This window comes from Nocardioides sp., from assembly GCF_044226305.1.
Taxonomy (GTDB): domain Bacteria; phylum Actinomycetota; class Actinomycetes; order Propionibacteriales; family Nocardioidaceae; genus Nocardioides.
On record NZ_JBGAHF010000014.1, the window covers coordinates 1 to 23,573 of the forward strand.

At 72.9% G+C, this 23,573-nt stretch carries 17 protein-coding genes and 1 pseudogene; 8 read left to right on the top strand and 10 right to left on the bottom strand.

Annotated features, from left to right (window positions below; genetic code table 11):
• Positions 1-139 precede the first annotated feature (139 nt).
• Positions 140-583: pseudogene (locus ACILQ5_RS14785) on the top strand (class I SAM-dependent methyltransferase); the annotation flags it as partial.
• A gap of 33 nt (positions 584-616) precedes the next feature.
• Here the strand turns inward: ACILQ5_RS14785 and ACILQ5_RS14790 are convergent.
• A complete protein-coding gene (locus ACILQ5_RS14790) occupies positions 617-1,555 on the bottom strand; it encodes a DUF3068 domain-containing protein (protein ID WP_395658783.1) in 939 nt (312 codons plus the stop codon).
• 116 nt (positions 1,556-1,671) lie between these two features.
• Between ACILQ5_RS14790 and ACILQ5_RS14795 the strand changes: the two genes are divergently transcribed.
• Genes ACILQ5_RS14795 through ACILQ5_RS14805 form a run of 3 tightly spaced genes read left to right on the top strand, consistent with a single transcriptional unit; the run spans position 1,672 to position 6,514 of the window.
• Entirely contained in the window at positions 1,672-3,471 is a 1,800-nt protein-coding gene (locus ACILQ5_RS14795) for a hypothetical protein (RefSeq protein WP_395658784.1), read from the top strand.
• A complete protein-coding gene (locus ACILQ5_RS14800; protein ID WP_395658785.1) occupies positions 3,468-5,333 on the top strand; it encodes a hypothetical protein in 1,866 nt (621 codons plus the stop codon). Before ACILQ5_RS14795 ends, ACILQ5_RS14800 begins: the two co-directional genes overlap by 4 nt.
• Entirely contained in the window at positions 5,330-6,514 is a 1,185-nt protein-coding gene (locus ACILQ5_RS14805; protein WP_395658786.1) for an acyltransferase family protein, read from the top strand. The genes ACILQ5_RS14800 and ACILQ5_RS14805 overlap by 4 nt, the downstream gene beginning before the upstream one ends.
• Here the strand turns inward: ACILQ5_RS14805 and ACILQ5_RS14810 are convergent.
• Positions 6,418-10,551: an alpha-(1->3)-arabinofuranosyltransferase family protein gene (locus ACILQ5_RS14810; RefSeq protein ID WP_395658787.1), complete on the bottom strand. Its 4,134-nt coding sequence runs from the start codon at positions 10,549-10,551 to the stop codon at positions 6,418-6,420. The genes ACILQ5_RS14805 and ACILQ5_RS14810 overlap by 97 nt on opposite strands.
• Positions 10,548-11,300, bottom strand: coding sequence for a class I SAM-dependent methyltransferase (locus tag ACILQ5_RS14815; protein WP_395658788.1), 753 nt, complete (start codon positions 11,298-11,300; stop codon positions 10,548-10,550). The genes ACILQ5_RS14810 and ACILQ5_RS14815 overlap by 4 nt, the downstream gene beginning before the upstream one ends.
• A 39-nt stretch (positions 11,301-11,339) precedes the next feature.
• Between ACILQ5_RS14815 and ACILQ5_RS14820 the strand changes: the two genes are divergently transcribed.
• Positions 11,340-12,539 (top strand): glycosyltransferase family 4 protein, encoded by a 1,200-nt coding sequence (locus tag ACILQ5_RS14820; RefSeq protein WP_395658789.1) that lies wholly within the window; start codon positions 11,340-11,342, stop codon positions 12,537-12,539.
• Positions 12,540-12,617: 78 nt separating this feature from the next.
• On the opposite strand, the gene ACILQ5_RS14825 is transcribed toward ACILQ5_RS14820, so the two are convergent.
• Genes ACILQ5_RS14825 through ACILQ5_RS14845 form a run of 5 tightly spaced genes read right to left on the bottom strand, consistent with a single transcriptional unit; the run spans position 12,618 to position 17,491 of the window.
• The gene (locus ACILQ5_RS14825) at positions 12,618-12,776 is read right to left on the bottom strand and encodes a hypothetical protein (protein ID WP_395658790.1); all 159 of its coding nucleotides are present in this window, start codon (positions 12,774-12,776) and stop codon (positions 12,618-12,620) included.
• A 31-nt stretch (positions 12,777-12,807) separates the two neighbouring features.
• Positions 12,808-14,475 carry a hypothetical protein gene (locus ACILQ5_RS14830; protein WP_395658791.1) on the bottom strand — a complete coding sequence of 556 codons (1,668 nt, stop codon included), beginning with the start codon at positions 14,473-14,475 and terminating at the stop codon, positions 12,808-12,810.
• Positions 14,476-14,507: 32 nt separating this feature from the next.
• Positions 14,508-15,263, bottom strand: coding sequence for a decaprenylphospho-beta-D-erythro-pentofuranosid-2-ulose 2-reductase (locus ACILQ5_RS14835; RefSeq protein WP_395658792.1), 756 nt, complete (start codon positions 15,261-15,263; stop codon positions 14,508-14,510).
• A gap of 13 nt (positions 15,264-15,276) precedes the next feature.
• Positions 15,277-16,632 (bottom strand): FAD-binding protein, encoded by a 1,356-nt coding sequence (locus ACILQ5_RS14840; protein WP_395658793.1) that lies wholly within the window; start codon positions 16,630-16,632, stop codon positions 15,277-15,279.
• Entirely contained in the window at positions 16,625-17,491 is an 867-nt protein-coding gene (locus tag ACILQ5_RS14845) for a decaprenyl-phosphate phosphoribosyltransferase (RefSeq protein WP_395658794.1), read from the bottom strand. Before ACILQ5_RS14845 ends, ACILQ5_RS14840 begins: the two co-directional genes overlap by 8 nt.
• A 30-nt stretch (positions 17,492-17,521) precedes the next feature.
• Between ACILQ5_RS14845 and ACILQ5_RS14850 the strand changes: the two genes are divergently transcribed.
• Positions 17,522-18,763 carry a lipopolysaccharide biosynthesis protein gene (locus tag ACILQ5_RS14850; RefSeq protein ID WP_395658795.1) on the top strand — a complete coding sequence of 414 codons (1,242 nt, stop codon included), beginning with the start codon at positions 17,522-17,524 and terminating at the stop codon, positions 18,761-18,763.
• A 32-nt stretch (positions 18,764-18,795) separates the two neighbouring features.
• Here the strand turns inward: ACILQ5_RS14850 and polA are convergent, their stop codons facing one another.
• Entirely contained in the window at positions 18,796-21,477 is a 2,682-nt protein-coding gene (gene polA, locus ACILQ5_RS14855) for a DNA polymerase I (RefSeq protein WP_395658796.1), read from the bottom strand.
• A 42-nt stretch (positions 21,478-21,519) separates the two neighbouring features.
• Here polA and ACILQ5_RS14860 point away from each other — a divergent pair, with 42 nt between their 5' ends.
• Positions 21,520-21,951, top strand: a complete 432-nt coding sequence (locus tag ACILQ5_RS14860) for a PaaI family thioesterase (protein ID WP_395658797.1) — start codon at positions 21,520-21,522, stop codon at positions 21,949-21,951.
• A gap of 22 nt (positions 21,952-21,973) precedes the next feature.
• Here ACILQ5_RS14860 and ACILQ5_RS14865 read toward each other — a convergent pair whose 3' ends face one another.
• Positions 21,974-22,549 carry a GNAT family N-acetyltransferase gene (locus ACILQ5_RS14865; RefSeq protein ID WP_395658798.1) on the bottom strand — a complete coding sequence of 192 codons (576 nt, stop codon included), beginning with the start codon at positions 22,547-22,549 and terminating at the stop codon, positions 21,974-21,976.
• A gap of 109 nt (positions 22,550-22,658) precedes the next feature.
• Between ACILQ5_RS14865 and ACILQ5_RS14870 the strand changes: the two genes are divergently transcribed.
• On the top strand, positions 22,659-23,405 hold the full coding sequence (locus ACILQ5_RS14870; protein WP_395658799.1) for a DUF554 domain-containing protein: 747 nt from the start codon (positions 22,659-22,661) through the stop codon (positions 23,403-23,405).
• Positions 23,406-23,573: the final 168 nt, after the last annotated feature.

Sequence of the window (23,573 nt, forward strand, 5' to 3'; positions counted from 1 at the left end):
GGCATTGGCCACCAGTTGCAGTGATCAGCCCCGAGGCATTATCTAACAATTGCTCTGCCCATTGGAAAACGCCTCCGAATCAATCCGGACCCTGTGTTATTTCATCAAAAACCAGAAGTAAAAACGATGCACCGCGACCCAGCTGCCCTTCGCCGACGCCAGCTTCGACGTCGTCTTCTCGTCCTTCGGCGCGCTGCAGTTCGTCAGCGACATCGCCGACGCCGTCGCGGAGACCGCGCGGGTGCTGCGACCCGGAGGTCGGTACGCGTTCTCGATCACCCACCCCACGCGGTGGATGTTCCCCGACGACCCGGGCGAGGCCGGCCTGGTCGCCAGCCAGTCCTACTGGGACCGCACGCCGTACGTCGAGGTCGACGACGCGACCGGGCAGGTGTCCTACGTCGAGCACCACCGCACGCTCGGCGACTGGGTCGCCCTGCTGGCCGGGGCCGGCTTCGTGATCACCGACCTGCTGGAGCCGGAGTGGCCGCCGGACCACGACCGGGTCTGGGGCGGCTGGTCGGGGACCCGGGGCCGGTTCACCCCGGGCACCGCGATCTTCGGCGCCGACCTGCGGGCCTGACCCGGGCGCACGGCCCGGCCAGGCCTCCCGCGGTCAGACCGTGGTGGCGGCCTTCTCCTGCTCGACGTGCGCGCCGCCGCCACCCGTGGTGCGGTTGCGGCGGGCGGAGACCAGGAGCAGCGCCCCGGCGATCACGCACAGCGCGCCGCCGACGAAGCCGGCGACCGGCACCCAGACGGTGATGACCGACAGCAGCCGCATGTTCGTCACCGCGTCGTCGGCGAACTGCTGGATCTGCTCGTCGGTGAACCCGATCTTCAGGTCGAGCACCTGGGTGCCGTCGTCGAGGTAGCGCTGCTGGTCCTGCGTCTGCTGCTGGATGGCACCGGTCTTGGGCTCGACCCAGATCTCGACGGTGTTGTCGTAGGTGCCGTCAATACCCTCGGCGATCTCGATCGGTGCGTCGGTGATCGTGAAGGTGTAGACGTAGCACTCGATGCCCTCGATCGTCTCGGTGCGGTCGTAGGTCGCGTCGACCGCGGAGCCGATGGTGCCGTCCCAGTAGGGGTAGGTCGTCTTCTCCGCGTCGAACGGGAACTTGTTGACCAGGCCCTCGTGCGGGACGGCGTCGGCCGGGAGGCCGGGGAAGTCCGGGATCGCCAGGGCGGAGACCCGGTCGGTGGCGAAGGCGTCGGTGCTGGCGGTGATCAGACGCGGGTCGTCGCCGTCGACACAGTCGGGCGCGTTGTCGATGTCGGCCACCACGCACGTGGTGCCGACCCACACCGCGACGTCGTCGGTGGACGCGTCGGAGTCGACCTGGGTGATGTTCTGGACCTTGACCGGGTTCTCCTCGAGCTCGCCGGTCGCGGCGTTCAGCTTCTTGACGGTGCCGTCGAGGTGGGTGACCTGGTTGACGTCGAGCGGGGTCTTCTTGACCACCCCGGGTGCCCAGACGAGACCGAGCACCCCGATCGCCAGCAAGAAGGCGCCAAGGCCCAGCAGCACGACACCGAACCACTTACGCTTCACGAGCAGTCCCTCCCAGGATCAATTGGGCGCACGTTAGCATTACCGACCGGTACAGATGCGACTTCCGTCACAGCCGTGACCGAAAGTTGTCCGCGCCCCTGTGGGAGACTCCCGGCGTGCCGCGCCGACCCGACCGCTTCCTGCTCGCGGGCGCGCTCCTCATCCTCCTGCAGCTGGTCTTCCGGGCCTGGGCGCTGTGGGGATCGTGGTTCTACTTCGACGACCTGGCCTTCCAGTCGCGGGCCATGAACCAGGACTTCGGGTGGTCCTACCTGACCGAGTCCTACGGCGGGCACCTGATGCCGGCCGGGTTCGCGATCGCGTGGGTGCTGACGAAGTGGTGGGTCTACCAGTGGGCGCCCTGGGCGGTGACGCTGCTGCTCCTCCAGCTGGTCGCGAGCATCGGGATGCTCCGGCTGCTCGTGTCGATGTTCGGCCGGCGACCGGTCGTGCTCGCCCTGCTCGCCGGCTACCTGATGTGGGTGTTCACGCTCTCGGCCGGGGTGTGGTGGGCGGCCGGGATCAACCAGCTCCCGCTCCAGATCGCGCTGACCTTCGGGCTCACCGACTTCCTCGCCTACCTCCGCGGCCGGCGGGTCCGGCACCTGGTCGGTTCGCTGCTGTGGGTCGCGATCGGGCTGCTCTTCTACGAGAAGACCGTCCTCGTGCTCGGCATCTACGGCCTGGTCGCCCTGGGCTGGTTCAGCGCCGGCAAGACCCCCGAGCGGCTCCGGCGGCTGTGGGACACCTACCGCCTGGCGGTCGTGCTCGCGGTCGTCGCCGGCGGCGCGTACGTGGCGGTCTACGCCGCCGTGGGACTCAACTTCTCCCCCGGCGAGTCGACGGACGTCGCCTGGGGGCCGATCGCCTGGAACCTGGTGGCGGTCGCGATGCTCCCGGCGGTCGTCGGCGGTCCCGTGGTGTGGCAGCCGCTCACCGGCGGCGCCTTCGCGGACCCGCCGGACGTCCTCCTGGTGCTGTCCTGGGCCGCCACCGCCGCCGTCGCGGTCTACGCGTGGCGCAGCCGCACCATCAGCAAGCGGGCGTGGGGACCGCTCGCCTTCATGACGATCGCCAACGTCGCCCTGCTCGCCTCGGCGCGGGCCGGCGTCGTCGGGCCCGACATCGCCCGCGAGTACCGCTACCAGACGGAGTCGGCCGCGGTGATCGTGCTCGGTCTCGGCCTCGCCTTCCTCCCGCTGCGGGGCGCGGTCGAGGAGAACGAGGTCCGCCCCGACGCGCCGAACGGCTACGAGGGTCGCCGGCTGATCGCGGCGATCACCGTCGCGGTGGTGCTCCTCGCGGCGGTCTCCAGCGTCCGCTGGGTCGACCTCTGGCAGGACCGGAACCCGACCCGCGACTACCTGACGCAGGTCGAGGAGACCCTCACCTCCTCCGACGAGCCCGTGCCGCTCGTCGACGCGGGCGTCCCCCAGACGCTGCTGTGGTCCTTCCGCTACCCGGAGAACACCTACAGCCACCTGTTCAAGCCCTGGGCCGAGCACATGTCGTTCCCCCGCAGCTCCGTCGACGACCTCTACCTCTTCGACGACGACGGCCGCCTCACCGACGTCCAGCTGGACCCGGCGCGGCTGATGGAGGTGCCCGAGGACGCCGATCCCGACTGCCCCTACCCGCTCGAGGGCGGCATCGTGCGGATCCCGCTGGACGGCCCGGTGCTGGGCGACGGCTGGTGGATCGCGGTCAACTACCGCAGCCCGGTCGACACCCACTTCCGTCTCGTCGCCGGGGACCAGGCCCACGACGTCGACCTGCCGGCCGGCAAGCACACCGCGTGGTTCCAGGCCTCGGGGACCTTCGACACCGTGGTGATCAACTCGTTCCCCGACGAGACCGGTCTGTGCGTGACCGGCCTGGTGCTCGGCTCGCCCGAGGCGGCGAAGCCGTCCCGATGAGCGCGGACACCTCGAGCCCACCCGCGAGTCCTCCCGCGAGCCCCACCGCCGGTCCGGTCGCCGGCCGCGAACGTCGCGTGCTGGTCGCCGCGCTGGTCCTGATCGCCCTCCAGCTGGTGGTGCGGGCATGGGCGACGTACGGCGGCTGGTTCCACGTCGACGACTTCAACTTCATCTCGCGGATGGTCCACGACGGCCTCTCCCCCGCGGTCGCGTCGCGCTCCTACTTCGGCCACGTCATGCCCGCCGCGATGTACCTCACCTGGGTCAACCAGCAGGTCGCGCCGTGGAGCTTCGCGCTGCCGGCGACCGAGCTGGTCGCGCTGCAGGCGCTCTGCGACCTCGGCCTGCTCTACCTGCTGCGCACGCTGTTCGGCCTCCGGCCGGGGATCCTGCCGCCGCTCGTGCTGTTCCTGGTCTCGGTCATCTCGCTCGAGGGATCGATCTGGTGGGCCGCCGCGGTCAACCTGCTGCCCCTCCAGGTGGCCCTGTTCTTCGGCCTCGCCGCCCACGTCACCTACCTGCGCACCCGGCGGCTGCGGCACGCCGTGGCCGCGAACGCCTGGATCGTCGCCGGCATCGCGTTCAACGAGAAGACGGCCCTCGTGTACGGCGTCCTCGGGATCGCGACCCTGTGCTGGTTCGCCACCGGGAGGTCGCCGGTGCAGCGGGTCCGCACGGCGGTGGCGGGCCGCTGGCCGGCGCTGGTCCTCTACGTCGCGACCGGTGCGGTCTACGTCGTGCTCTACCTCAACGTCGGGCGGGACTTCCGGGCGTCGAAGCCGCTCGGCTACCCCGCGCTCAGCACCTTCCGGCGGATGTTCCTCGACTCCTACGTGCCCGGCCTCCTCGGCGGGCCGCTGCGCTGGTGGCGGGTCCCCGACCAGCCGTTCTCGTTCGCCCTCCCCGGCGACGGGCCGGCGCTGCTCGCGCTCGCGCTGCTCGCGGTGCTGCTCTGGGAGATCCGCAAGCACCGGCGGCGGGCCCTGCGGGCGCTGTGGATCCCGGGCTACTTCCTGCTCATCGACATGGTGCTGGTGCTGGTGACCAGGGCCAGCGTGTCGGGGCCCCTCATCGGCCTGGACTACCGCTTCCAGGGCGAGCTGGCGGCGGCGTCGGCGATCGCGCTGGCCGGCATGACGATGCCGGTCATCGGCGCCGCGGAGTCCTCGGAGCGCCGCTCCGAGAGCGAGTTCCTCGACCACCCGCGCCGCATCGCGGTGGCCACGGCGCTCGTGGCGGTGCTCGCCGGCTGGTCGACCTGGGGCTTCGTGGACCACTGGCACTCCGACACCGCGGCCGAGCGGTGGTTCGGGCGCCTGGTCCCCCAGCTCGAGGCCGCGACGACGCCGATCGCGACGGTCGACCGGCCGGTGCCCGACTTCGTCACCTTCGGGGTCCGCTACCCCGAGAACCTCGCCAGCCGGCTGCTCGCCGGCGAGGACGCGCTCGCGTTCACCGACGTCGCCACCGACCGGCTGCAGGTGATCGACGACGAGGGGAACATCGTCCCGGCGACGGTCACGCCGGTCCGCGAGGGGAAGGACGGTCCGCACCGCCGGTGCGGGTGGCGCGTCGAGCAGTCGCCGGTCACGATCCCGCTGGACGGGCCGGTGGCCTACGGTGGCTGGTGGATCCGGATCGGCTACCTCAGCAGCGGCGACAGCCCGGTGCGCGTCACGGCCGGGGACGTCACCCGGGACACGACCGTCCGCGCGGGGGTCCACGCGCTGTACGTCGCCGGCGGCTCACGTCTCGACTCGGTCACGATCGGCGGACTGGTCGACGGGGTGGCCTTGTGCACCGATGATGTGACCGTGGGCCGCGCGGTCCCGCAGACCGACGAGGAGGGCGCCGGATGAGCTTCCGGGACCGGAGATTCCCGACGCTGAACGCCGCGCGCGCCATCGGGGCGATCATGGTCGTCCTCACCCACTCGGCCTTCAACACCGGCCAGATCAACCACGGCTGGGTGGGCGCGGTGCTGGCCCGCCTCGACTTCGGCGTCACGATCTTCTTCGTGCTGTCGGGCTTCCTGCTGACGCGGCCGTGGTTCCTGACCGCCGCGCTCGGCAGGCCGGCGCCCTCGACCCGGCACTACCTGTGGAAGCGGGCGCTGCGCATCCTGCCGCTCTACTGGCTGGTCGTCGTGATCGCGCTCGGTTTCGACCCCGCGAACGCCGACATGGGCTGGCAGGACTGGCTGGCCAACCTGACCTTCACCCAGCTCTACCGGCCCGAGCTGCTCCCGAGCTCGCTCACCCAGATGTGGAGCCTCTGCACGGAGGTCGCGTTCTACCTCGTGCTGCCCGCCCTCGCCTGGTTCCTGACCTGGCGGCCGGGCACCCGCCTGCACACGCTGCACCTGCCGAGCGTGTTCGGCCGGTCCGCGATCTTCTTCGCGGCCGGCGTCACCTGGCAGGCGATCGTCGCGCAGATCCCCGGCAACGAGGGTCACTACGCGCAGTGGCTGCCCGGCTACCTGCCCTGGTTCCTGGTCGGGGTGTGCTTCGCGGCCGTCTCCGCCGACCTCGCCGTCCACCCCCGCGAGCACGTCCTCGAGCGGCTCGGCCACGACCTGCTCGGCTGCTGGATCCTGGCGACCGCGGTCTTCGCGATCGCCGCCTCGCCGCTGGCCGGTCCGCGCACGCTGCTGACGCCGGGCGGCTGGGAGGCCGGTCTCAAGGTCGTCCTGTACGCCGTCGCCGGCGGCCTCTACCTGCTGCCGCTGGTGTTCGGGCCCGAGCGCGAGGGCTGGGTCCGCACGCAGCTGAGCGGTCCCGTGCTCTTCTGGCTCGGCGAGATCTCCTACGGCATCTTCGCCATCCACATGCTCGTGCTGAACGGCGTCTTCGCCGTCCTCGACCTCGACTACTTCACCGGCCACTTCGTGACGGTCGCGGCGCTGACGCTCGGCATCACGATCGTGCTGGCGACGATGTCCTACTACGGCTTCGAGCGCCGCGTCATGCGCTTCAAGAACGTCCGGTTCTTCGCCCGGATGGACGCCGAGGCGCGGCCGGACCACGCGACCGTCCTCTGACCGGGCGCCCAGGCGCTCGCCAGCGAGGCGACCGCGAGGCAGACCGCGGCGAGCAGCCAGGACTGGCTCCAGGTGACGGCCCACGACCGGGTCGTGACCCAGTCGACGGTGAGCGCCATCGAGCCGACGACGAGCGCGATGCCGGCGAGCCACGCCCAGCCCGCGAACCGCCGGAGCAGCAGCCCCGCGACCACGGCGACCGCCGCACCACCGAGCCCCCACCACCCGGAGAGCAGCGCGCCCGCAGCCAGGACGACGACGGCGTCGAGCAGCCCGGGTCGTCCTGCCGCGAGCGGCGCCGGCTCCGCGGCGACCGACCGGCGCCGCCGCGGCCAGACGGCGACGGCGACGACGACGAGCACGAGCGCCCCGCCGCCGGCGAGCAGCAGGGTGAACGGCAGCGCAGGGCGGTACTCCACGGTCATCGTGCCGGCGGCACCGGCCGGCACCCGCCAGCCCTGCTTCCACCCGTCCATCCGGACCGGGGTCAGCCGCTCCCCGTCGAGGTCGGCCTGCCACCCGCTGTTGATGTTCTGGGGCAGCGTGACCACGCCGTCCTGAGGCCGCGCCGGCAGGTCGACCGACGAGGGTGAGCCGGCGCCGTCGTGGGCCACGTCGACGGCCGTCGGCTCGGGGTCCGGCACCCGGTGGCGCAGGGTGGCGGACTCGAAGCGGAACAGCGGGTTGGGCAGCGCGAGGAGCGAGGTCGTGGCCGGGGACAGCAGGATCTGCGGGGAGCCGCAGATCCGCAGCGGCACCGTCGCGCCGCGGATCAGGTCGCGGGTGCTCGCCCGGAGCGCCGTGTCGCGGAGCTGGCCGGCCACGGTGACCTGGGGTCCGGTCCCGCAGGGGAAGCGGCGGGGCGTGACGGCGTCGTCGTTCAGCGACTCGCCGTCGACCTCGAGCTCGGAGATGCCGGCCGGCAGCCGGACGAACGCCCGCCCGTACGCCGAGACGGCCGTCCTCGTGTCGCGCACCTGGATGTCCAGCTCGTCGGTCCGCCAGCCCGGCAGCCGGGCCACCCCGTTCTCCGTCACGCCCACGACCACGTGCCGGTCGCCCGCCCGCACCAGCAGCTTCGACGGCAGGGCCGCGGCCGCACCGATGTTGACCTGGAGCCGCAGCTGGTCGACGGTCCGCCGCTCGGGGAGCTGGAGGTGCACCACCTCCCGCGGGTTGCTGGCGACCCAGGTGGTCGCGAGGTCGCCGTCGCCCATGGCGACCGGGCTGGTGGCCACGTCCACGATCGGCGCGTCGCTGGTGAGCTGGGCGCCGGAGGAGAGCAGCAGGCTCGCGTCGACCGTGCGGCGCAGCGACCCGGTGGCCGACAGCCGGTAGAGCGACTGGTACGACGGCACGAACCGCCGCGCGAGGGTGTCCCCGTCCTCCCCCGGCGAGAACAGCGACTCGTCGCACGCGTAGGTCGCGCCCACCATGACGCACGGCGCCCGGTCGGGGTCCCGCGTCACGGCGATCGCGTCGAGCGGGAACCGGTCGTCGGGCAGCGGCATCGTCAGGTAGCGCTGCGCGGCGACCCCGGGGACCTCGACCTCGGCGAGCGCGAAGGTGCCGGGCAGCCGCAGGTCCCGCCCGGCGGCGGTGATCCGCAGGTAGCTCGCACCGGTGATGCCGAGGTCGTAGGTGCGGGCCTTCCCGGGCTCCGGCGCCGGGACGACCCGGCCGCCCTCGTCGGTCTGGATCTCGAGCTCGGCCACCGGCGCCGAGCTGCGGCCCAGGGTGACCTTCACCTGGTCGACGAACGTGGGCCCGACGTAGGTCTCCTGCCACCACTGACCGGTGGGGTCCAGGTGCCGGGCGGACTTCCACTCGGTCGCCGGGTCGTCGTCGAGCGCGGCACCCGGGTGGGTCCCGACCTCCAGCGGCGGCTGCGCGTCCGCGAACGCCTGCGACGTGCTGCTCGAGGCCTGGGCGACCGTCCGGGCCCAGCTCTCCGTGGTCTGCCAGCGCTCCGGGTGGTCGAGGAACCGGCGCGTGGTCTCGGGACCCGCCAGCCGGTAGGGCTCGGTCGCCGGCATCGTCGCCGACACGTTCTCCCGGACCGCGGAGAAGTTGACCTCGCGCCGCTTGTTGCCGTCGGTGAGGACCTCGCCGCCCTCCTCCCCGTCGGCGTCCTCGGCCAGCACCCGCGGGCCGGGACCGAGCTCGGCCATGCCCTGGTCGAGCCCGGAGCCGGGGTCGCCGAGCAGCACCTGCGGCCCCGGGGTGACCGTCCCCGCGGCGGCCCCCTCGACGGTGTAGACGTCCACGGAGCCCACCTCGGCGGCGATGCCGGAGCCCTCGACGACGCGGATGTTGCCGTTGGGCGAGTAGCTCCACGCCCGCGCCCCGAGCCGGGGGCCGAAGGACTCCGCGAGCTCGATGCCGGGCGAGTGGATGAGGACGCTGCGGACGTAGGCGGGGTCCGGAGCACCCGTCTGCAGGCGGTCGAGGTCGTTGCGGACGACCAGCTTGCCGACGCCGTTCTCGGCGAGGAACGGCGCGAGCGTCGAGCTCGGGTGGCCGTCCTCGAGGACCTGGCCGATCGCGTCGAGGAACACCACGTTCCCGGGCTGGGCGAGCGGGATCACGTTGCGCACGGCCCACGGGCTCCTCGCGAGCCCCTGGAGGACGTCGTCGTGGACGTTGCCCCACGTGTAGACGCCGAACGCCGACGCCGGGACCTCGAGGGCGACGGTCCCGTCGTCGTTCTCACCGAGGTAGTCCGCGACCTGGTACCAGTAGTCCGGGACGGCGGTGACGCCCTCGCGGGGCGCGAGGCGGTCCTGCGACCACGGCAGCGCCAGCGCCACGACGGCGAGCACCGCCGCGATCTGGAGCGCCCGCGCCGACCAGGTCGAGGCCCGGTCACGGGCGTAGGAGCCGACGACGGCCAGCGCGTGCGCGAAGCCCAGCACCAGCGGGATCCGCAGCACCACGTCGAACTTGTGGAGGTTGCGGAGCGCGGCGAGCGGGCCGTCCAGCAGGGTCTGGCGGTCGTGGGAGACGAAGCCGGCCAGCTCGTCGGCGTACCCGAACCCGACCAGCACCAGCCCGGTGAGCAGGCCCCACGTCAGGAAGCGCTGGTGCGGGTTGGACCGCAGGGCGAGGCCGACCAGGCCGAAGGCCGCCACGACGGCGGCGTCGAGCATGAGGAACGGCGTCGTCACCAGCTCCTGGCCCGCCGGGTAGTCGATCCCCGCGAAGTAGGCGACCCAGTCGGACTGGCCCAGCACGGTGCGCGTGAGGTCCGTCGGCACCGTGGTGATGGTGGCGTTCTCGATGTAGTCGAGGAACGGCACGCTGTAGCGGCCCAGGAAGACCAGGGGGGCGCTCCACCACAGGGTCGCCATGACCGTGAACAGCGTCCACCAGCCCAGGAGCGGCCACTTCCGGCGGCCGCGCGCGCGGGTGAGGATCCAGATCACGCCGAGGGGCAGCACGGCCGCGACCGCCACCGCGTTGACGCCGCCGCAGCAGGCGACCACGAGCGCCGACCAGGCCGCCGCCCGGCGCACCGAGCCCTCCTGGCTCCCGCGCACCAGCGGCAGCAGGACCCAGGGCGCGAGCGCCATCGGCCAGATCTCGATCGAGGTGCCCCCGAGCAGGGTGGTGATCCGGGGGGTGAGCACGAACGCGAACCCGGCCAGCACCTGGGTGAACGGCGTGCCGAGGCCCAGGCGCTGCGCGAGCCGCACCACGCCGAAGAACGCCAGGCAGAGCAGCAGGCTCCACCACAGCCGCTGGATCACCCACGGCGGCAGGTGGACGAGGTTCCCGAGCAGGAAGAAGGGGCCCATCGGCCACGCGTAGCCGTAGGCCTGGTTCTGGATCTGGCCGAAGGCCGCCGAGGGGTCCCAGAGCCGCACGGCACCGGAGAGGAACTTCCACGGGGCGGTCAGCAGGTCGAACTTGGTGTCGGCGACCGTCTTGCCGGCCGACTGGGAGAAGGCGAGCGCCGTGAGGACGGCGGCGTAGCCCGCCATCCGGAGCCCGGAGGTGGCCACGCCCGGGCGGGCGGTCTGCTGCTGCTCGCTCACCCCTTGCGCACCACGATCACGAGGTTCCACGTCACCAGCTCCCGCAGGACCGGGACCCGGGTCATCCAGTAGCTCCAGCGCGGGTTGTAGCGCGGGATGACCGCGAGCACCTCCCCGCCCTGCTGCCGCCGCACCCAGGACATCGCGTCCCGCACGGTCACGGCGAACAGCGACTCGCCGTACCTGTTCTTGGGCTCGTGGCCGTGGGTGCGCCGGTAGCGGCGCCGCGCCCGGCGGCCGCCGAGGTAGTGCCACGGGGAGGTCTCGTGGCCGCCCCACGGTCCCCACCAGAGCGTGAACGAGATGAAGGCGATGCCGCCCGGGCGGGTGACCCGGACCATCTCGTCGGCCATGTCCCAGGGGCGCGGCACGTGCTCGAGCACGTTCGAGGAGTAGCACAGGTCGACCGCGCCGTCGCGGAACGGCAGGTTCATCCCGTCGCCCACCACGGTGCCGCGGGCGATCTCGCCCAGGCCGGAGAGCTCGCCGACGTCGGCGTCGAGGGCCCAGTACGCCGCGCCGGCCGCGCGGAAGGCGTCCCGGAAGTAGCCCGGTCCCCCGCCGACGTCGAGGACGGTGGCGCCGGCCAGGTCGAGGTAGCCGGACAGCTGACCGACCGAGTCCGCGGCGAGGGCCGAGTAGAACCGCCGCGGGTCGGTCTGCTCGACGCGGAAGTCGCGGAACAGGCGGACCGACCGGCTGAGGTCGGGGGTCCACGCCGGCGCGTCGGTAGCGCCCCCTCCTCGCATGCCGGGAACCCTATCCGAACCAACCGGTAACCTCGCCGCGTGCCGACGACCGACCAGCCCCGCGACGCCGAGGACCTTGCCGGGGACCTCGCCGGGGACCTCGCCGGCCGGCACGTCGCGTTCTTCAGCTGGCGCGACACCGGCAACCCCGAGGGCGGCGGCGCCGAGCGCTACCTCGAGAAGATGGCGGCCGGGCTCGTCGAGCGCGGCTGCCGGGTCACGATCTTCTGCGTCGCCTACGCCGGGGCCGCCCCGGACGAGGTCGTCGACGGCATCCGGTTCGTCCGGCGCGGGTCGAAGCTGTCGGTCTACCTGCTCGGGATGTGGGCGCTGCTGCGTCGGCACCTCGGTCGGGTCGACGTGGTCGTCGACGTCCAGAACGGGCTGCCGTTCTTCACCCCGCTGGTGACCCGGCGGCCGGTGATCGTGCTCGTCCACCACGTGCACCGCGAGCAGTGGCCGGTCGTCTACCCCGGCGTCACGGGTCGCGTCGGCTGGTGGATCGAGAGCCGGCTCGCGCCGCGGCTCTACCGCCGCCGCCAGTACGTCGCGGTCTCGCGCGCGACCCGGGCCGAGCTGCGCGAGCTCGGGGTGACCGGCCCGCGGGTCGCGGTCGTCCACAACGGCTCCGACCCGGTCGTCCGGGTGGAGGCGCACAAGTCGCCGAACCCCTCGGTCTGCGTCGTCGGCCGGCTGGTCCCGCACAAGCAGGTCGAGCACGCCATCGACGCGGTCGCCGCCCTGATCGAGGAGTTCCCCGACCTGCGGCTGCGCGTGGTGGGCAGCGGCTGGTGGGAGGCCGAGCTGCACCAGTACGCCGCCGACCTGGTCGCGCGCGGTGCCGTGGTCTTCGAGGGCCACGTGTCGGAGGTCCGCAAGCAGGAGATCTACGAGGAGTCGTGGGTGATGGCGCTCCCCTCGCTCAAGGAGGGCTGGGGCCTGGTCGTCGGCGAGGCGGCCGCGCACGGGACGCCGACCGTCGCCTACGCGAGCGCCGGCGGGACCCGCGAGTCCATCGTGGACGGCGTCTCCGGGATCCTCGTCAACACCCCGGCCGAGCTCGTGGCGGCGCTCGGGGCGCTGCTGCGCGACGACCAGGGCCGGCGCGTGCTCGCGGAGGGGGCGCGGCGGCACAGTGCCGGCTTCACGTGGGCGCACTCGCAGTCGGCCTTCGCGCACGTCGTCTCCGCCGCGCTGCGGGGCGAGCTCGTCAGCGACCAGGACGCGACCGAGGACTGAACCGAGGACGGATCGGCAAGCAGCCGGACACGCCTCGGGGGACGCTCGGACCGGACCGGACGAACCGGCCCGGGCGGGTCACTGGGTGGAGCCGTAGTCCAGGGTGGGGTTGCTGACGCTGGCCGGCGACTGGTCGGGAGGAGCGGTCTGCGCGTTGACGAGGCCGACGATCGTGGCGCCACCGATGACGGCACCACCTGTCACGCTCGCCATCGTGATGAGAATTACCCTAAGCACGTAGTGTCCCTCCCTTTCGTCGCCGACGGTATCACCCGGACCCACGGCGGGTGTGAATTCTGGACGAGATGGTCTGGAACGAGTTCCGCCCCCCGACCGCGACCACCCCGAGGAACGCCGCCCAGGCCGCGCCGAGTGCGAGCCACCAGCCGACCGGCGGTTCGCGGTCGGCCACCGGCACGTCGAGCTCGACGACCTCGAGACCGGCCGACCCGTACACCTCGGTGCCCGGGACCTCGGCGTCGTAGGCCGGGTCCGTCGGCACCGTCCGGTCGCGCGCCAGCGCGCCGATCCCGAGGTCGCCGAGCGCCCGGGCGCGGTCGGTCGGGCTGGACAGGGCGAGCGCGGCGAGCACGTCGGGGACCCGGGGGTCCTCGCCGGCGACCGCCCGTCCGTCGACGAACAGCCGGTCGTCGACGACGTAGTTCGGCTCGAGGTAGCGCGGCAGCGGGTCGAGCACCTTGTGCCCGTGGTTCCACGTCGGCGCGCGGTAGCTGGTGAAGGGCAGCACCAGCAGGTCGCCCCGGCCGGTGCCGAGGGCGCTGCGTGCCGCGGCCCAGTCGTCGGGGTAGTCGGCGGGGCGCAGCTCACCGGAGACGCCCCACGCCGCGTCGGGCAGGAACGCCAGCGGCACGAGCGCCCCGGCGACCCCGACCAGCACCCGCACCGGACGCTCCGCGACCCGGTCGGCGCAGCGCTCGACCCCGGCGGCGACCAGCGCCGCGGTCAGCGGGGCGCAGAGCGCCAGCCACCGGGCGCCGTCCCGGAGCAGCCCGCCGCCAGGCACCGTGCTCACCACCCACCCGACGGCGCCGGGTGCGGCCCAGGACAGCACCGCGACGCCGTACCCGACGGCCCAGAGGGCGACCAGCGCCGTGGTGGTGCGCCGGCCCAGGCGGTGCGCCAGCGGCCGCGCGCCGACGGCCGCGAGCGACAGGTAGGCGATGGTGAGCAGCGCCGGGATCACGAGCAGCGTGCGGGAGGACGGCACGACCTCGGTGTTCCAGATCCCGCCGAGCGTCAGTGCGGCGAGCGGACCCGGGAGCGACCCCTCGTGGTTGAGCCCGAAGACGGTGCCGGAGGTCGCGGACGTCGCGGTGCCGACGTGCAGGAGGCCGGCGACCAGCCACGGGGCGTTGGCCGCGGCGACGAGGGCGACCAGCCGCGCCGCGGTCGCCCGGGTCAGGCCGACGGCGAGCAGCGTGGCCGCGGCCATCAGCCCGGCGTTCGCGCTCAGCGAGCCCACCAGCAGGAGGAACGGCAGCGCCGCGCCGATCCGCGGGTCGCCGCGCAGCCGGACCCCCTCGGCGACCAGCCACGGCAGCACCGCCCAGCAGAGCAGGAGCGGCCAGTGGCCGATCCACAGCCGCTCCACGACGTACGGGCTCCAGACGTAGACGCTCACCGCGACCAGGCGGGCCAGGGTCGAGCGCCCGGCCAACCGGGCCGCGCCGAGGCCGCCGAGCACCAGGGCGCCGAGCAGCACCAGCTTCTGCAGGAGCATCCCCGGCACGACCTCGTCGAGGACCGCGACCACGGCGTCCGACGGCACCGCCCGCGGAAGCGCCGACCCGAGGCCGAGGAAGTCCGAGCGGAGCGCGAGGTCGGGCACCCAGACCATGTCGTAGGTCAGCAGGTAGCCGGGCCCCAGCGCCGGGCCGAGCATCAGCACGGCGAGGGCGACCGCCCACACCGGCACCACCCACGAGGCTCGGGGCGCTGCTCGGGCCACTAGAGCGGGAGCTTCCGGAACAGGGCACGGGGGACGTGCCGCAGCCCGGACATGACCACCCGCATCGCGGCCGGCACCCAGACCAGCTCGTCCCCCTCCGCCACGCCGCGCACGATCGCCGCGGCGACGTCCTCGGCGTCGACCGACAGCGGCGCCGGGTCGCGGCCCTCGGTCATCTTGGTGCGCACGAAGCCGGGGCGGACGACCAGCACCCGGCCGCCGGTGCCGCGCAGCGCCTCGCCGAGGCCGAGGTAGAACCCGTCCATCCCGGCCTTGCTGGCGCCGTAGGCGAAGTTCGAGCGTCGGACCCGCTCGCCCGCGACCGAGGAGAGCGCCACGACCACGCCGTGCCCCTGCCGGCGGACCAGGTCCGCGAGGCACACGCCGACGCTGACCGCCGCGGTGTAGTTGACGGTCGCGAGGTGGACGGCGGTGTCGTGGTCCTGCCAGGCGAGCTCCTCGTCGCCGAGCACCCCGAAGGCGACCAGCGCGACGTCGATGTCGCGGCCCGCGGCCGCCGCCGCGACCAGCGCCGGGTGGGTCCCGGTCGCCTCGGCCTCGAAGTCGACCGCCTCGACCGTGGCGCCCAGGCCCGTGAGCTCGGCGACGGCGGCGTCGCGCCGCGGGCCGGGCCGGGCCGCGAGCACCACGTGCAGGTCGCCGGAGGCGGCCCACGCGCGGGCGGTGGCGCGGGCGATGTCGCTGGTCCCGCCGAGCAGGAGCACGGTCTGCGGCTGGCCGAGGGCGTTGAGCATCAGGTCTGTCCGATCAGATCTCGAGGCGACGAGCGAGGTCGGACCGGAACACCCGGTCGGGGTCGACCCTCTCGCGGACGGCCCGGAACTCGGGGAGCCGGGGGTACATCTGCGGCAGCAGCCGCGGGTGCAGCCGGGAGTCCTTCGCGAGGTAGACGCGCCCGCCGGCGGCGACCACCGTCTCGTCGAGCTCCTGGAACAGCGGCGCGAGCGCGGGCGTGGCCGGCACGTCGTACGCCAGGGTCCAGCCGGCGGTCGGGAACGAGAGCAGGCCGGCGTTGCCGGGCCCGAACCGCTTGAGGACGGCCAGGAACGACGACAGCCGCTCGCCCGCGATCCGCTCGAGCACCCGCACCAGCGCCGCCTCCTCGCCGTCGGGGACGACCAGCTGGTACTGGACCACGCCGTGCGGGCCGTAGGCGCGGTTCCACCCGGCGATCCCGTCGAGGGGGTGGAAGAACGCGCCGAGGCTCTGGATCTCACCGGTGCGGTGCCGCGGCGCCCGGCGGAACCACGCCTCGTTGAACGCCCGCACGCCGAGCGGGACCACGAGGTTGGCCGGCGGCGTGAACGGGACGGCGACCCGCGGGCCGGCCGGCGCCACCAGCGGGTGGGCGGCAGCGCGGCCGGTGAGCTGGTCCCGGGTGGCGTGCTCGCCACGGGAGAGCACCGAGCGGCCCAGCGCGGCGCCACGAGCGAGGGTGTCGATCCACGCCACCGAGTAGGTGAAGCGCTGGTCGCCCTCACGCATCTCGGTCATCACCGCGTCGAGGTCGGCGAGCCGCTGCGTGGTGACCGTCGCGTACGACGTCTCTACGGGGATGGTGCGCAGCGTCGCCGCGGTGACCACCCCGGTCAGCCCCAGTCCGCCGACCGTGGCCCAGAACAGGTCGGGGTCGCGGTCGGGACCGACGGTCCGGGTCTCGCCGCCGGCCAGCACCAGGTCGAGGTCGACGACGTGGTCGCCGAAGCTGCCCGCGACGTGGTGGCTCTTGCCGTGCACGTCGCAGGCGATCGCGCCGCCGACCGTGACGTAGCGGGTGCCCGGCGTGACCGGGACGAACCGGCCGCGCGGGACCAGCGCCACCATCAGGTCGTGGAGGCTGGTGCCGGCCGAGACCCGGACCGTCCCGTCCGCGCCCACCTCGCCGATGTCGGTCGGCAGCGGCAGCAGCACGACGCCCCCGGCGTTCTGGGCGACGTCGCCGTACGAGCGGCCCAGGCCGCGGGCCACGATCCCGCGCGGGCCGGCCGACCGGACCAGGGCCGGGACCTCGGCCGCGGTCGCGGTCACGGTCCGGCCGGACGACGGCGCGGTGCGGCCCCAGCCGCGGAGCTCGGCGACCTGCTCGGACCCGGGCTCAGACACCGAGCACCCCGAGCGTGAGCACCACGACCCAGACGACCCCGATCCCCTGGAGCACCCGGTCCCCCCACACGATGTCCTCGGGCTCGGCCGCCTGCCCGGCGTCGACGTCGACGGCGTACCGGAGCAGCCCGACCACGAACGGCAGGATCGAGAGCGTGTGCCAGGGGATGCCGGTCGGTGGCGCGTTCTCGAAGGCCCACAGGCAGTACGCCGTCACGGTCACCGCCGCGGCGATGCTCCACACGAAGCGCAGGTAGCTGTCGGTGTAGCCGGTGAGCGAGCGCCGGGTGCCGGCCTCGCTGCCCAGGGTGTGCTTCTCGGAGTAGCGCTTGCCCGCGACGATGAACAGCGAGCCGAAGCCGGCCACCATGAGGAACCAGTCCGAGATCGGGATCGACGCGGCCAGGCCGCCGGCCACGGCCCGCATCAGGAACCCCGCCGCGACCAGCGCGAGGTCGATGACCGGCTCGTGCTTGAGCCACAGCGAGTAGCTCAGGGTGAGCACGACGTAGGAGACCAGCAGCACGACGAACCCGGGGTCGGTGAGCGCCGCCAGGGCGAGGCCGACCGCGAACAGCAGCACCGCGACCACCAGCGCCGCCCGCACGCCGAGCTCGCCGGCCGCGATCGGCCGGGTCCGCTTGCGCGGGTGCAGCCGGTCGGCCTCCCGGTCCGCGCAGTCGTTGACGAGGTAGGTCCCCGACGACACAGCACAGAAGGAGAGGAACGCCAGCACCGTCGGACCGAGGACGTCGGGGTCGCCCAGATCGCCGGCGGCCAGGGGCGCAGCGACCACCAGCAGGTTCTTGGTCCACTGCTTCGGCCGCATCGACCGCAGCACGGCACCGCCGTGAATCACGCGCGTGAGTCTCGCATACGCTTCTGCTCCGTGACCCCGACCCGGCGCGTGAAGCAGCTGCTCAGCGGCGGCGGCTCGATCGCGGTGGCGATGGCGATCATGAACGTCGCGACGTACGGGTTCACGATGGCGGCGGCCCGGCTGCTCGGACCCCAGGCGTACGGCGCCTTCGCCAGCCTGATGGCAACGCTCCTCGTCATCACCGTGCTCCAGCTCGGCCTCCAGGCGACCGCCGCGCGGCGGATCGCGGCCGAGCCCGAGCACGTCGCGCAGATCGAGCGGACCATCCTCGGCGTCACCTACCGTGCCTCGGTCGCCCTCGGCGTGCTCCTCCTCGTACTGACGCCGCTGCTCAACGCGGTGCTCCGTCTCGACAGCCTGCTGACCGCCGCCCTGGTCTCGGTCGTCTCGGTGCCGTTCACGATCATGGGCGGCCAGGCCGGCATCCTCCAGGGCGAGCGGCGCTGGCAGGCGCTGTCGGTGGTCTACGTGCTCAGCGGGGTGCCGCGGCTGATCATCGGCACCGCCCTGATCGCCTGGCACCCGACGGAGACCGCGGCGATCATCGGCACCGGCATCGGTGCCTGCTTCCCGGTCGTGGCCGGATGGTGGTTCCTGCGCAGCCCACGCGACGCGGGCGTGGCCTCGGAGGAGCACGGCTTCCGGCTGGTCATCCGCGAGTCGTTCCACAACTCTCACGTGCTGCTGGCGTTCTTCGCCCTCTCCAACGTCGACATCGTGATCGCGCGCAACGTGCTCCCCGCCCACGACGCCGGCCTGTACGCCGGCGGGCTGATCCTCACCAAGGCCGTGCTGTTCCTCCCGCAGTTCGTCGTCGTCATCGCCTTCCCGTCGATGTCGACCGCCGGCGAGCGACGACGGGCGCTGACCTACAGCCTCGCGCTGGTCTCGGTGATCGGTGCGGTGGTGACCGCCGGCGCGCTGCTGGTGCCCCAGCTCGCGCTGGTCTTCGTGGGCGGTCAGCAGTTCGAGGAGATCTCCGACCACCTCTGGATCTTCGCGGTGCTCGGCACCGTGCTCTCGATGCTCCAGCTGCTCGTCTACTCGGTGCTCGCCCGCCAGGGCCAGCGCTCGGTCTACCTGGTCTGGGCGGCGTTCATCTCCCTGGTGGCCTTCGGCCTGACCTCCGACAGCCTGCGCGGCCTGCTGTCGGTCGTGATCACGGTGGACTCGCTGCTGCTGGTCGTGCTGCTCGCCGTCAGCCTGCACGTCATCCGGCCGGCGCCGGACGAGGAGCCGATCGCGCCCTGACCCGCTCGGGGCGGGCCCGTGGCGCCGCCCTGCTAGTGGGCGGCGTCGTGCCAGCTGCGGCCGAAGCCGACCGACACGTCGAGCGGCACGGTGAGGTCGGCGGCGGCGCCCATCTGCTCGCGGACCAGCGCCTCCAGGGCGTCCCGCTCCCCCGCGGCGACCTCGAACACGAGCTCGTCGTGCACCTGGAGCAGCATCTGGGACGCCAGCCCGGCGGACTCGAGCGCCCGGTCGACGTTGAGCATCGCGATCTTGATGATGTCGGCGGCCGACCCCTGGATCGGCGCGTTCAGCGCCATCCGCTCGGCCATCTCGCGCCGCTGCCGGTTGTCGCTGGTCAGGTCGGGCAGGTAGCGCCGGCGGCCCTTGATGGTCTCGGTGAAGCCGGTCTTGCGGGCCTCCTCGACGACGCCGCCGAGGTAGTCCCGGATGCCGCCGAAGGTCTGGAAGTACTCGTCCATCAGGCCGCGCGCCTCGCCCGGCTCGATGCCGAGCTGCTGGCCCAGGCCGAAGGCGGAGAGGCCGTAGGCGAGGCCGTAGTTCATCGCCTTGATCTTGGCCCGCATCTCGACCGTCACGTCGTCGGCCGGCACGTCGAAGACCCGGGCCGCGGTGATCGAGTGGAAGTCGCGGCCCGACCGGAACGCCTCGATGAGGAGCGCGTCCTCCGAGAGGTGGGCCATGATCCGCATCTCGATCTGGCTGTAGTCGGCCGTCATCAGGCACTCGCTGCCCGGTCCGACCACGAACGCCTCGCGGATCCGGCGGCCCTCCTCGGTGCGGACCGGGATGTTCTGGAGGTTGGGGTCGGTGCTGGAGAGGCGGCCGGTCGCCGCGATCAGCTGGTTGAACGTCGTGTGGATCCGGCCGTCGCCGGCGACCGTCTTGAGCAGCCCCTCGATCGTCTGGCGCAGCCGGATCACGTCGCGGTGGCGCAGCAGGTGGAGCAGGAACGGGTGCTCGGTCTTGACGTAAAGCGCCTGGAGCGCGTCGGCGTCGGTGGTGTAGCCGGTCTTGGTGCGCTTGGTCTTCGGCATCCCGAGCTCGTCGAAGAGCACCACCTGGAGCTGCTTGGGCGAGCCGAGGTTGATCTCCTTGCCGATCACCGCGAACGCCTCCTCCGCGGCGGTGCGCACCTCGGTCGCGAAGTGCGCCTCCAGCGCCTCGAGGTGGTCGGTGTCGACCGCGATGCCGGTCTGCTCCATCTTCGCCAGCAGGTCGACCAGCGGCAGCTCGATCTCGTTGAGCAGCCGGGTCCCGCCGCGCTCCTCGAGCTCGTCGTCGAGCGCGGCGGCGAGGTCGAGGACCGCCCGGGCGTGCAGCATCTCGACCTCACCGGCCCGGGCGTCGCCGAGACCCTCGTCGAGGCCCTCGAGGCTGAGCTGCCCGTCGTCGGTGCCGCCCTGCTTGAGCTCGCGCTTGAGGTAGCGGACCGTCAGGTCGGCGAGGTCGTAGGAGCGCTGGTCGGGACGGGCGAGGTACGCCGAGAGGGCGGTGTCGCGGGCCAGTCCGTGCAGCGGCGTGCCCCAGGCCGCGAGCGCCAGGATCGGCCCCTTGGCGTCGTGGAGCACCTTGGGCTGCGCCGGGTCGGCCAGCCAGGCGGCGAGCGCCGCCTGGTCGGCGGGGTCGATCTCGTCGACCGCGACCCAGGCGGCGGTCCCGTCGCCGGTCGCGAACGCGAGCCCGCTGACGTCGCCGGTGCCGGCGCCCCAGCGCCCGACGACGTGCACGCCGACCCGCTCCCCGGAGGAGGCGTTCTGCGCCAGCCACGGGCCGAGCCCACCGGCGGTGAGCACGGTCATCGCGACGTCGAAGCCCGAGTCGTCGATCTCCTCCTCGGAGGAGAGCGTCTCGAACAGCCGGTCGCGCAGCACCCGGAACTCCAGGCCGTCGAAGAGGGTGTGCACGGCCTGGCGGTCCCACGGCCGCAGCGCCAGGTCGGCGGGCGCCAGCTCGAGGTCGAGGTCGCGGACCAGCTCGTTGAGGCGGCGGTTGCGGATCACGTCGCCGAGGTGCTCACGCAGCGCCTCACCCTTCTTGCCGGTGATCTGGTCGGCGTGGGTGATGACGTTGTCGAGCCCGTCGAACTGGTTGATCCACTTCGCGGCGTACCCCTGGCCGACGCCGGGGACCCCGGGCAGGTTGTCCGAGGTCTCCCCCACGATCGCGGCCAGCTCGGGGTAGCGGGCCGGCGGGACGCCGTACTTGGCCTCGACCGCCTCGGGCGTCATCCGGGCCAGGTCGGAGACCCCGCGCATCGGGTAGAGCACCGTCGACCGGTCGGTCACCAGCTGGAGCGAGTCGCGGTCGCCGGTGAGGATGAGGACCTCCATGTCCGGGTCCTCCAGCGCCCGGCTCACCAGCGTGGCGATGATGTCGTCGGCCTCGTAGCCGTCCTTCTTGAGGAACGGGATGTTCAGCGCGTCGAGGACCTCCTCGATCAGCGGCAGCTGGCTGCTGAACTCCCCCGGGGTCTTGTTGCGCTTGGCCTTGTACTCGGCGTACTCCGCGAGCCGAAACGTCTGCCGGGAGACGTCGAACGCGACGCCCACGTGGGTCGGCTGCTCGTCGCGCAGCACGTTGATCAGCATCGAGGTGAACCCGTAGACCGCGTTGGTGTGCTGTCCGGTGGTCGTGGAGAAGTTCTCGACGGGGAGGGCGAAGAACGCACGGTAGGCGAGGGAGTGTCCGTCGAGGAGCAGGAGGCGTGGCACCCTGCGACTCTATCCGCGCCCACCGACAGGCAGGATGGCCCCATGAGCGAGTCGAAGGACGTGGCGGAGTTCCTCGCCGCCATGCCGCAGGGCATGGGCGGCCTGAACGAGAAGATGGGCATCGAGCTCGTCGAGATCAGCGCCGAGCGGGTCGTCGCGACGATGCCGGTCGAGGGGAACACCCAGCCCTACGGGCTGCTCCACGGCGGCGCGTCGGTGGTGCTCGCCGAGACCCTCGGGTCGGTCGGCTCGGCGTTGCACGCGCACCCCGACCGGCTCTCGGTGGGCATCGAGATCAACGCCACCCACCACCGCTCGGCGACCTCCGGCACCGTCACGGGGACCGCCACCGCCCTGCACCTCGGTCGCAGCACCGCGACCTACGAGGTGGTCGTCACCGACGAGCGCGGCAAGCGCGTGTGCACCTCCCGGATCACCTGCGCGCTGATGCCGCGCGAGCGCTACCAGTCCTAGCGGCCGGTCCTCGCGGCCCGGCTCAGCCCTCGGCCGCGCGGGAGCGCCGCATCGAGCGGCGCGCCGCGAGCACCTGGCCCAGCTGACGGCCCCCGGTCGCGCCGGCCACCGGCCGCCGGTGGGCGGTGAGCCGGGCGCGGACGGCGTGCGTGGGGGCGACCCGGAGGACGGCGTACGGGCCGAGCGCGATGCGGGCCATGAAGCGGTTGGCGTCGCGGGAGCCCGAGACGGCGGCGGTGGCGACGTGGCCGATCCCGAGCTCCTCGGCCCAGGCGACCGCGGCGTCCATCAGCGCGCTGCCCACGCCGTGCCGGCGCATCCGCGGGAGCACGTGCGGCGAGAGCGCCCGGACGACCGGCTCGAGGTTGAGCGCCGAGAGCGTGGTCGCCTCGAGGACGACGGCGCCGGCGAACTCGCCGTCGTACTCCGCGACGACCATCAGCTCGTCGGCGGAGGCCTCGACGCGCGCCAGGACCGCCTGGATGTCGCCCACCTGGTCCTCGGGCCCGACCTTCCTCATCACGTCAGCCCAGAGCTCGGCGAGGTAGGGGGCGTCGGCCGCCGTGGCCGGCCGCAGCGTGACCAGCGAACGCGTCATCGCGTCATGCTCTCTGAGTCCTCCATCGTCAGCCGCAGCTCGTGTCCCCCGAACGCAGCACCACTGAAGGAGACTACGCTCAGCCGCTCGCGTCTGTCAGAGGAGTCCCGTGATCCCCGGTATCGGTACCGCCGTCAACGTCGCGACCGTCCTGCTCGGCAGCACCATCGGGGTCCTGCTGGGCAACCGGCTGCCCCAGCGGACCCGCGACGTGGTCACCGACGCACTCGGCCTGGTGACCCTGCTGATCGCCGGGACGTCGGCCGTGGCGGTCCTCGACGACGACCTCGCCGACCGGGTCGGGGACAGCGCCCCGATGCTCATCGTGCTCGGCTCGCTGCTGGTCGGGGGCATCGTCGGCTCCCTGCTGCGGCTGGAGTCGCGGGTCGAGGCGTTCGGCGGGTGGCTCCAGTCCCGGCTGGCCGGGGAGGCGGGCTCCGCGGAGCGGCACCGGTTCATCGAGGGGTTCGTGGTCTCCTCGCTGGTCTTCTGCACCGGCCCGCTCACGATCCTCGGGTCGCTCAACGACGGGTTGGGGAACGGCGCCGAGCAGCTCGTCCTCAAGGCGGCCCTCGACGGGTTCGCCGCCATCGCGTTCGCCGCCTCGTTCGGCTGGGGGGTCGCCGCCAGCGCCATCACCATCGTGGTCGTCCAGGGGTCGCTGACGCTCCTCGGGCTCGCCATCGGCGGCGTCCTGCCCGACGCCCAGCTGGCGGCGATCACGGCGACCGGGGGCCTGCTCCTCGTCGGCGTGGCGCTCCGGCTGCTCCGGATCCGCGAGATCCCGGTCGCCGACCTGCTGCCCGCGCTGCTCGTCGCCCCCCTCCTGGTCGAGCTCGCCGCCGCAATTCATTGACGTAACGGTTCGCTAACGAGAGGGTGCCGTTGAACCCGGCACCACACCCCCGGTCCTACGGTGGCAGGGCATGCCCCCCCGTTCGGGAGGGCGGGCGCGGTGAAGTGCACCTCACGCGACAGACAGAAAGGTTCACAACGTGAATCGATCCACAACCGCCACTCGGGC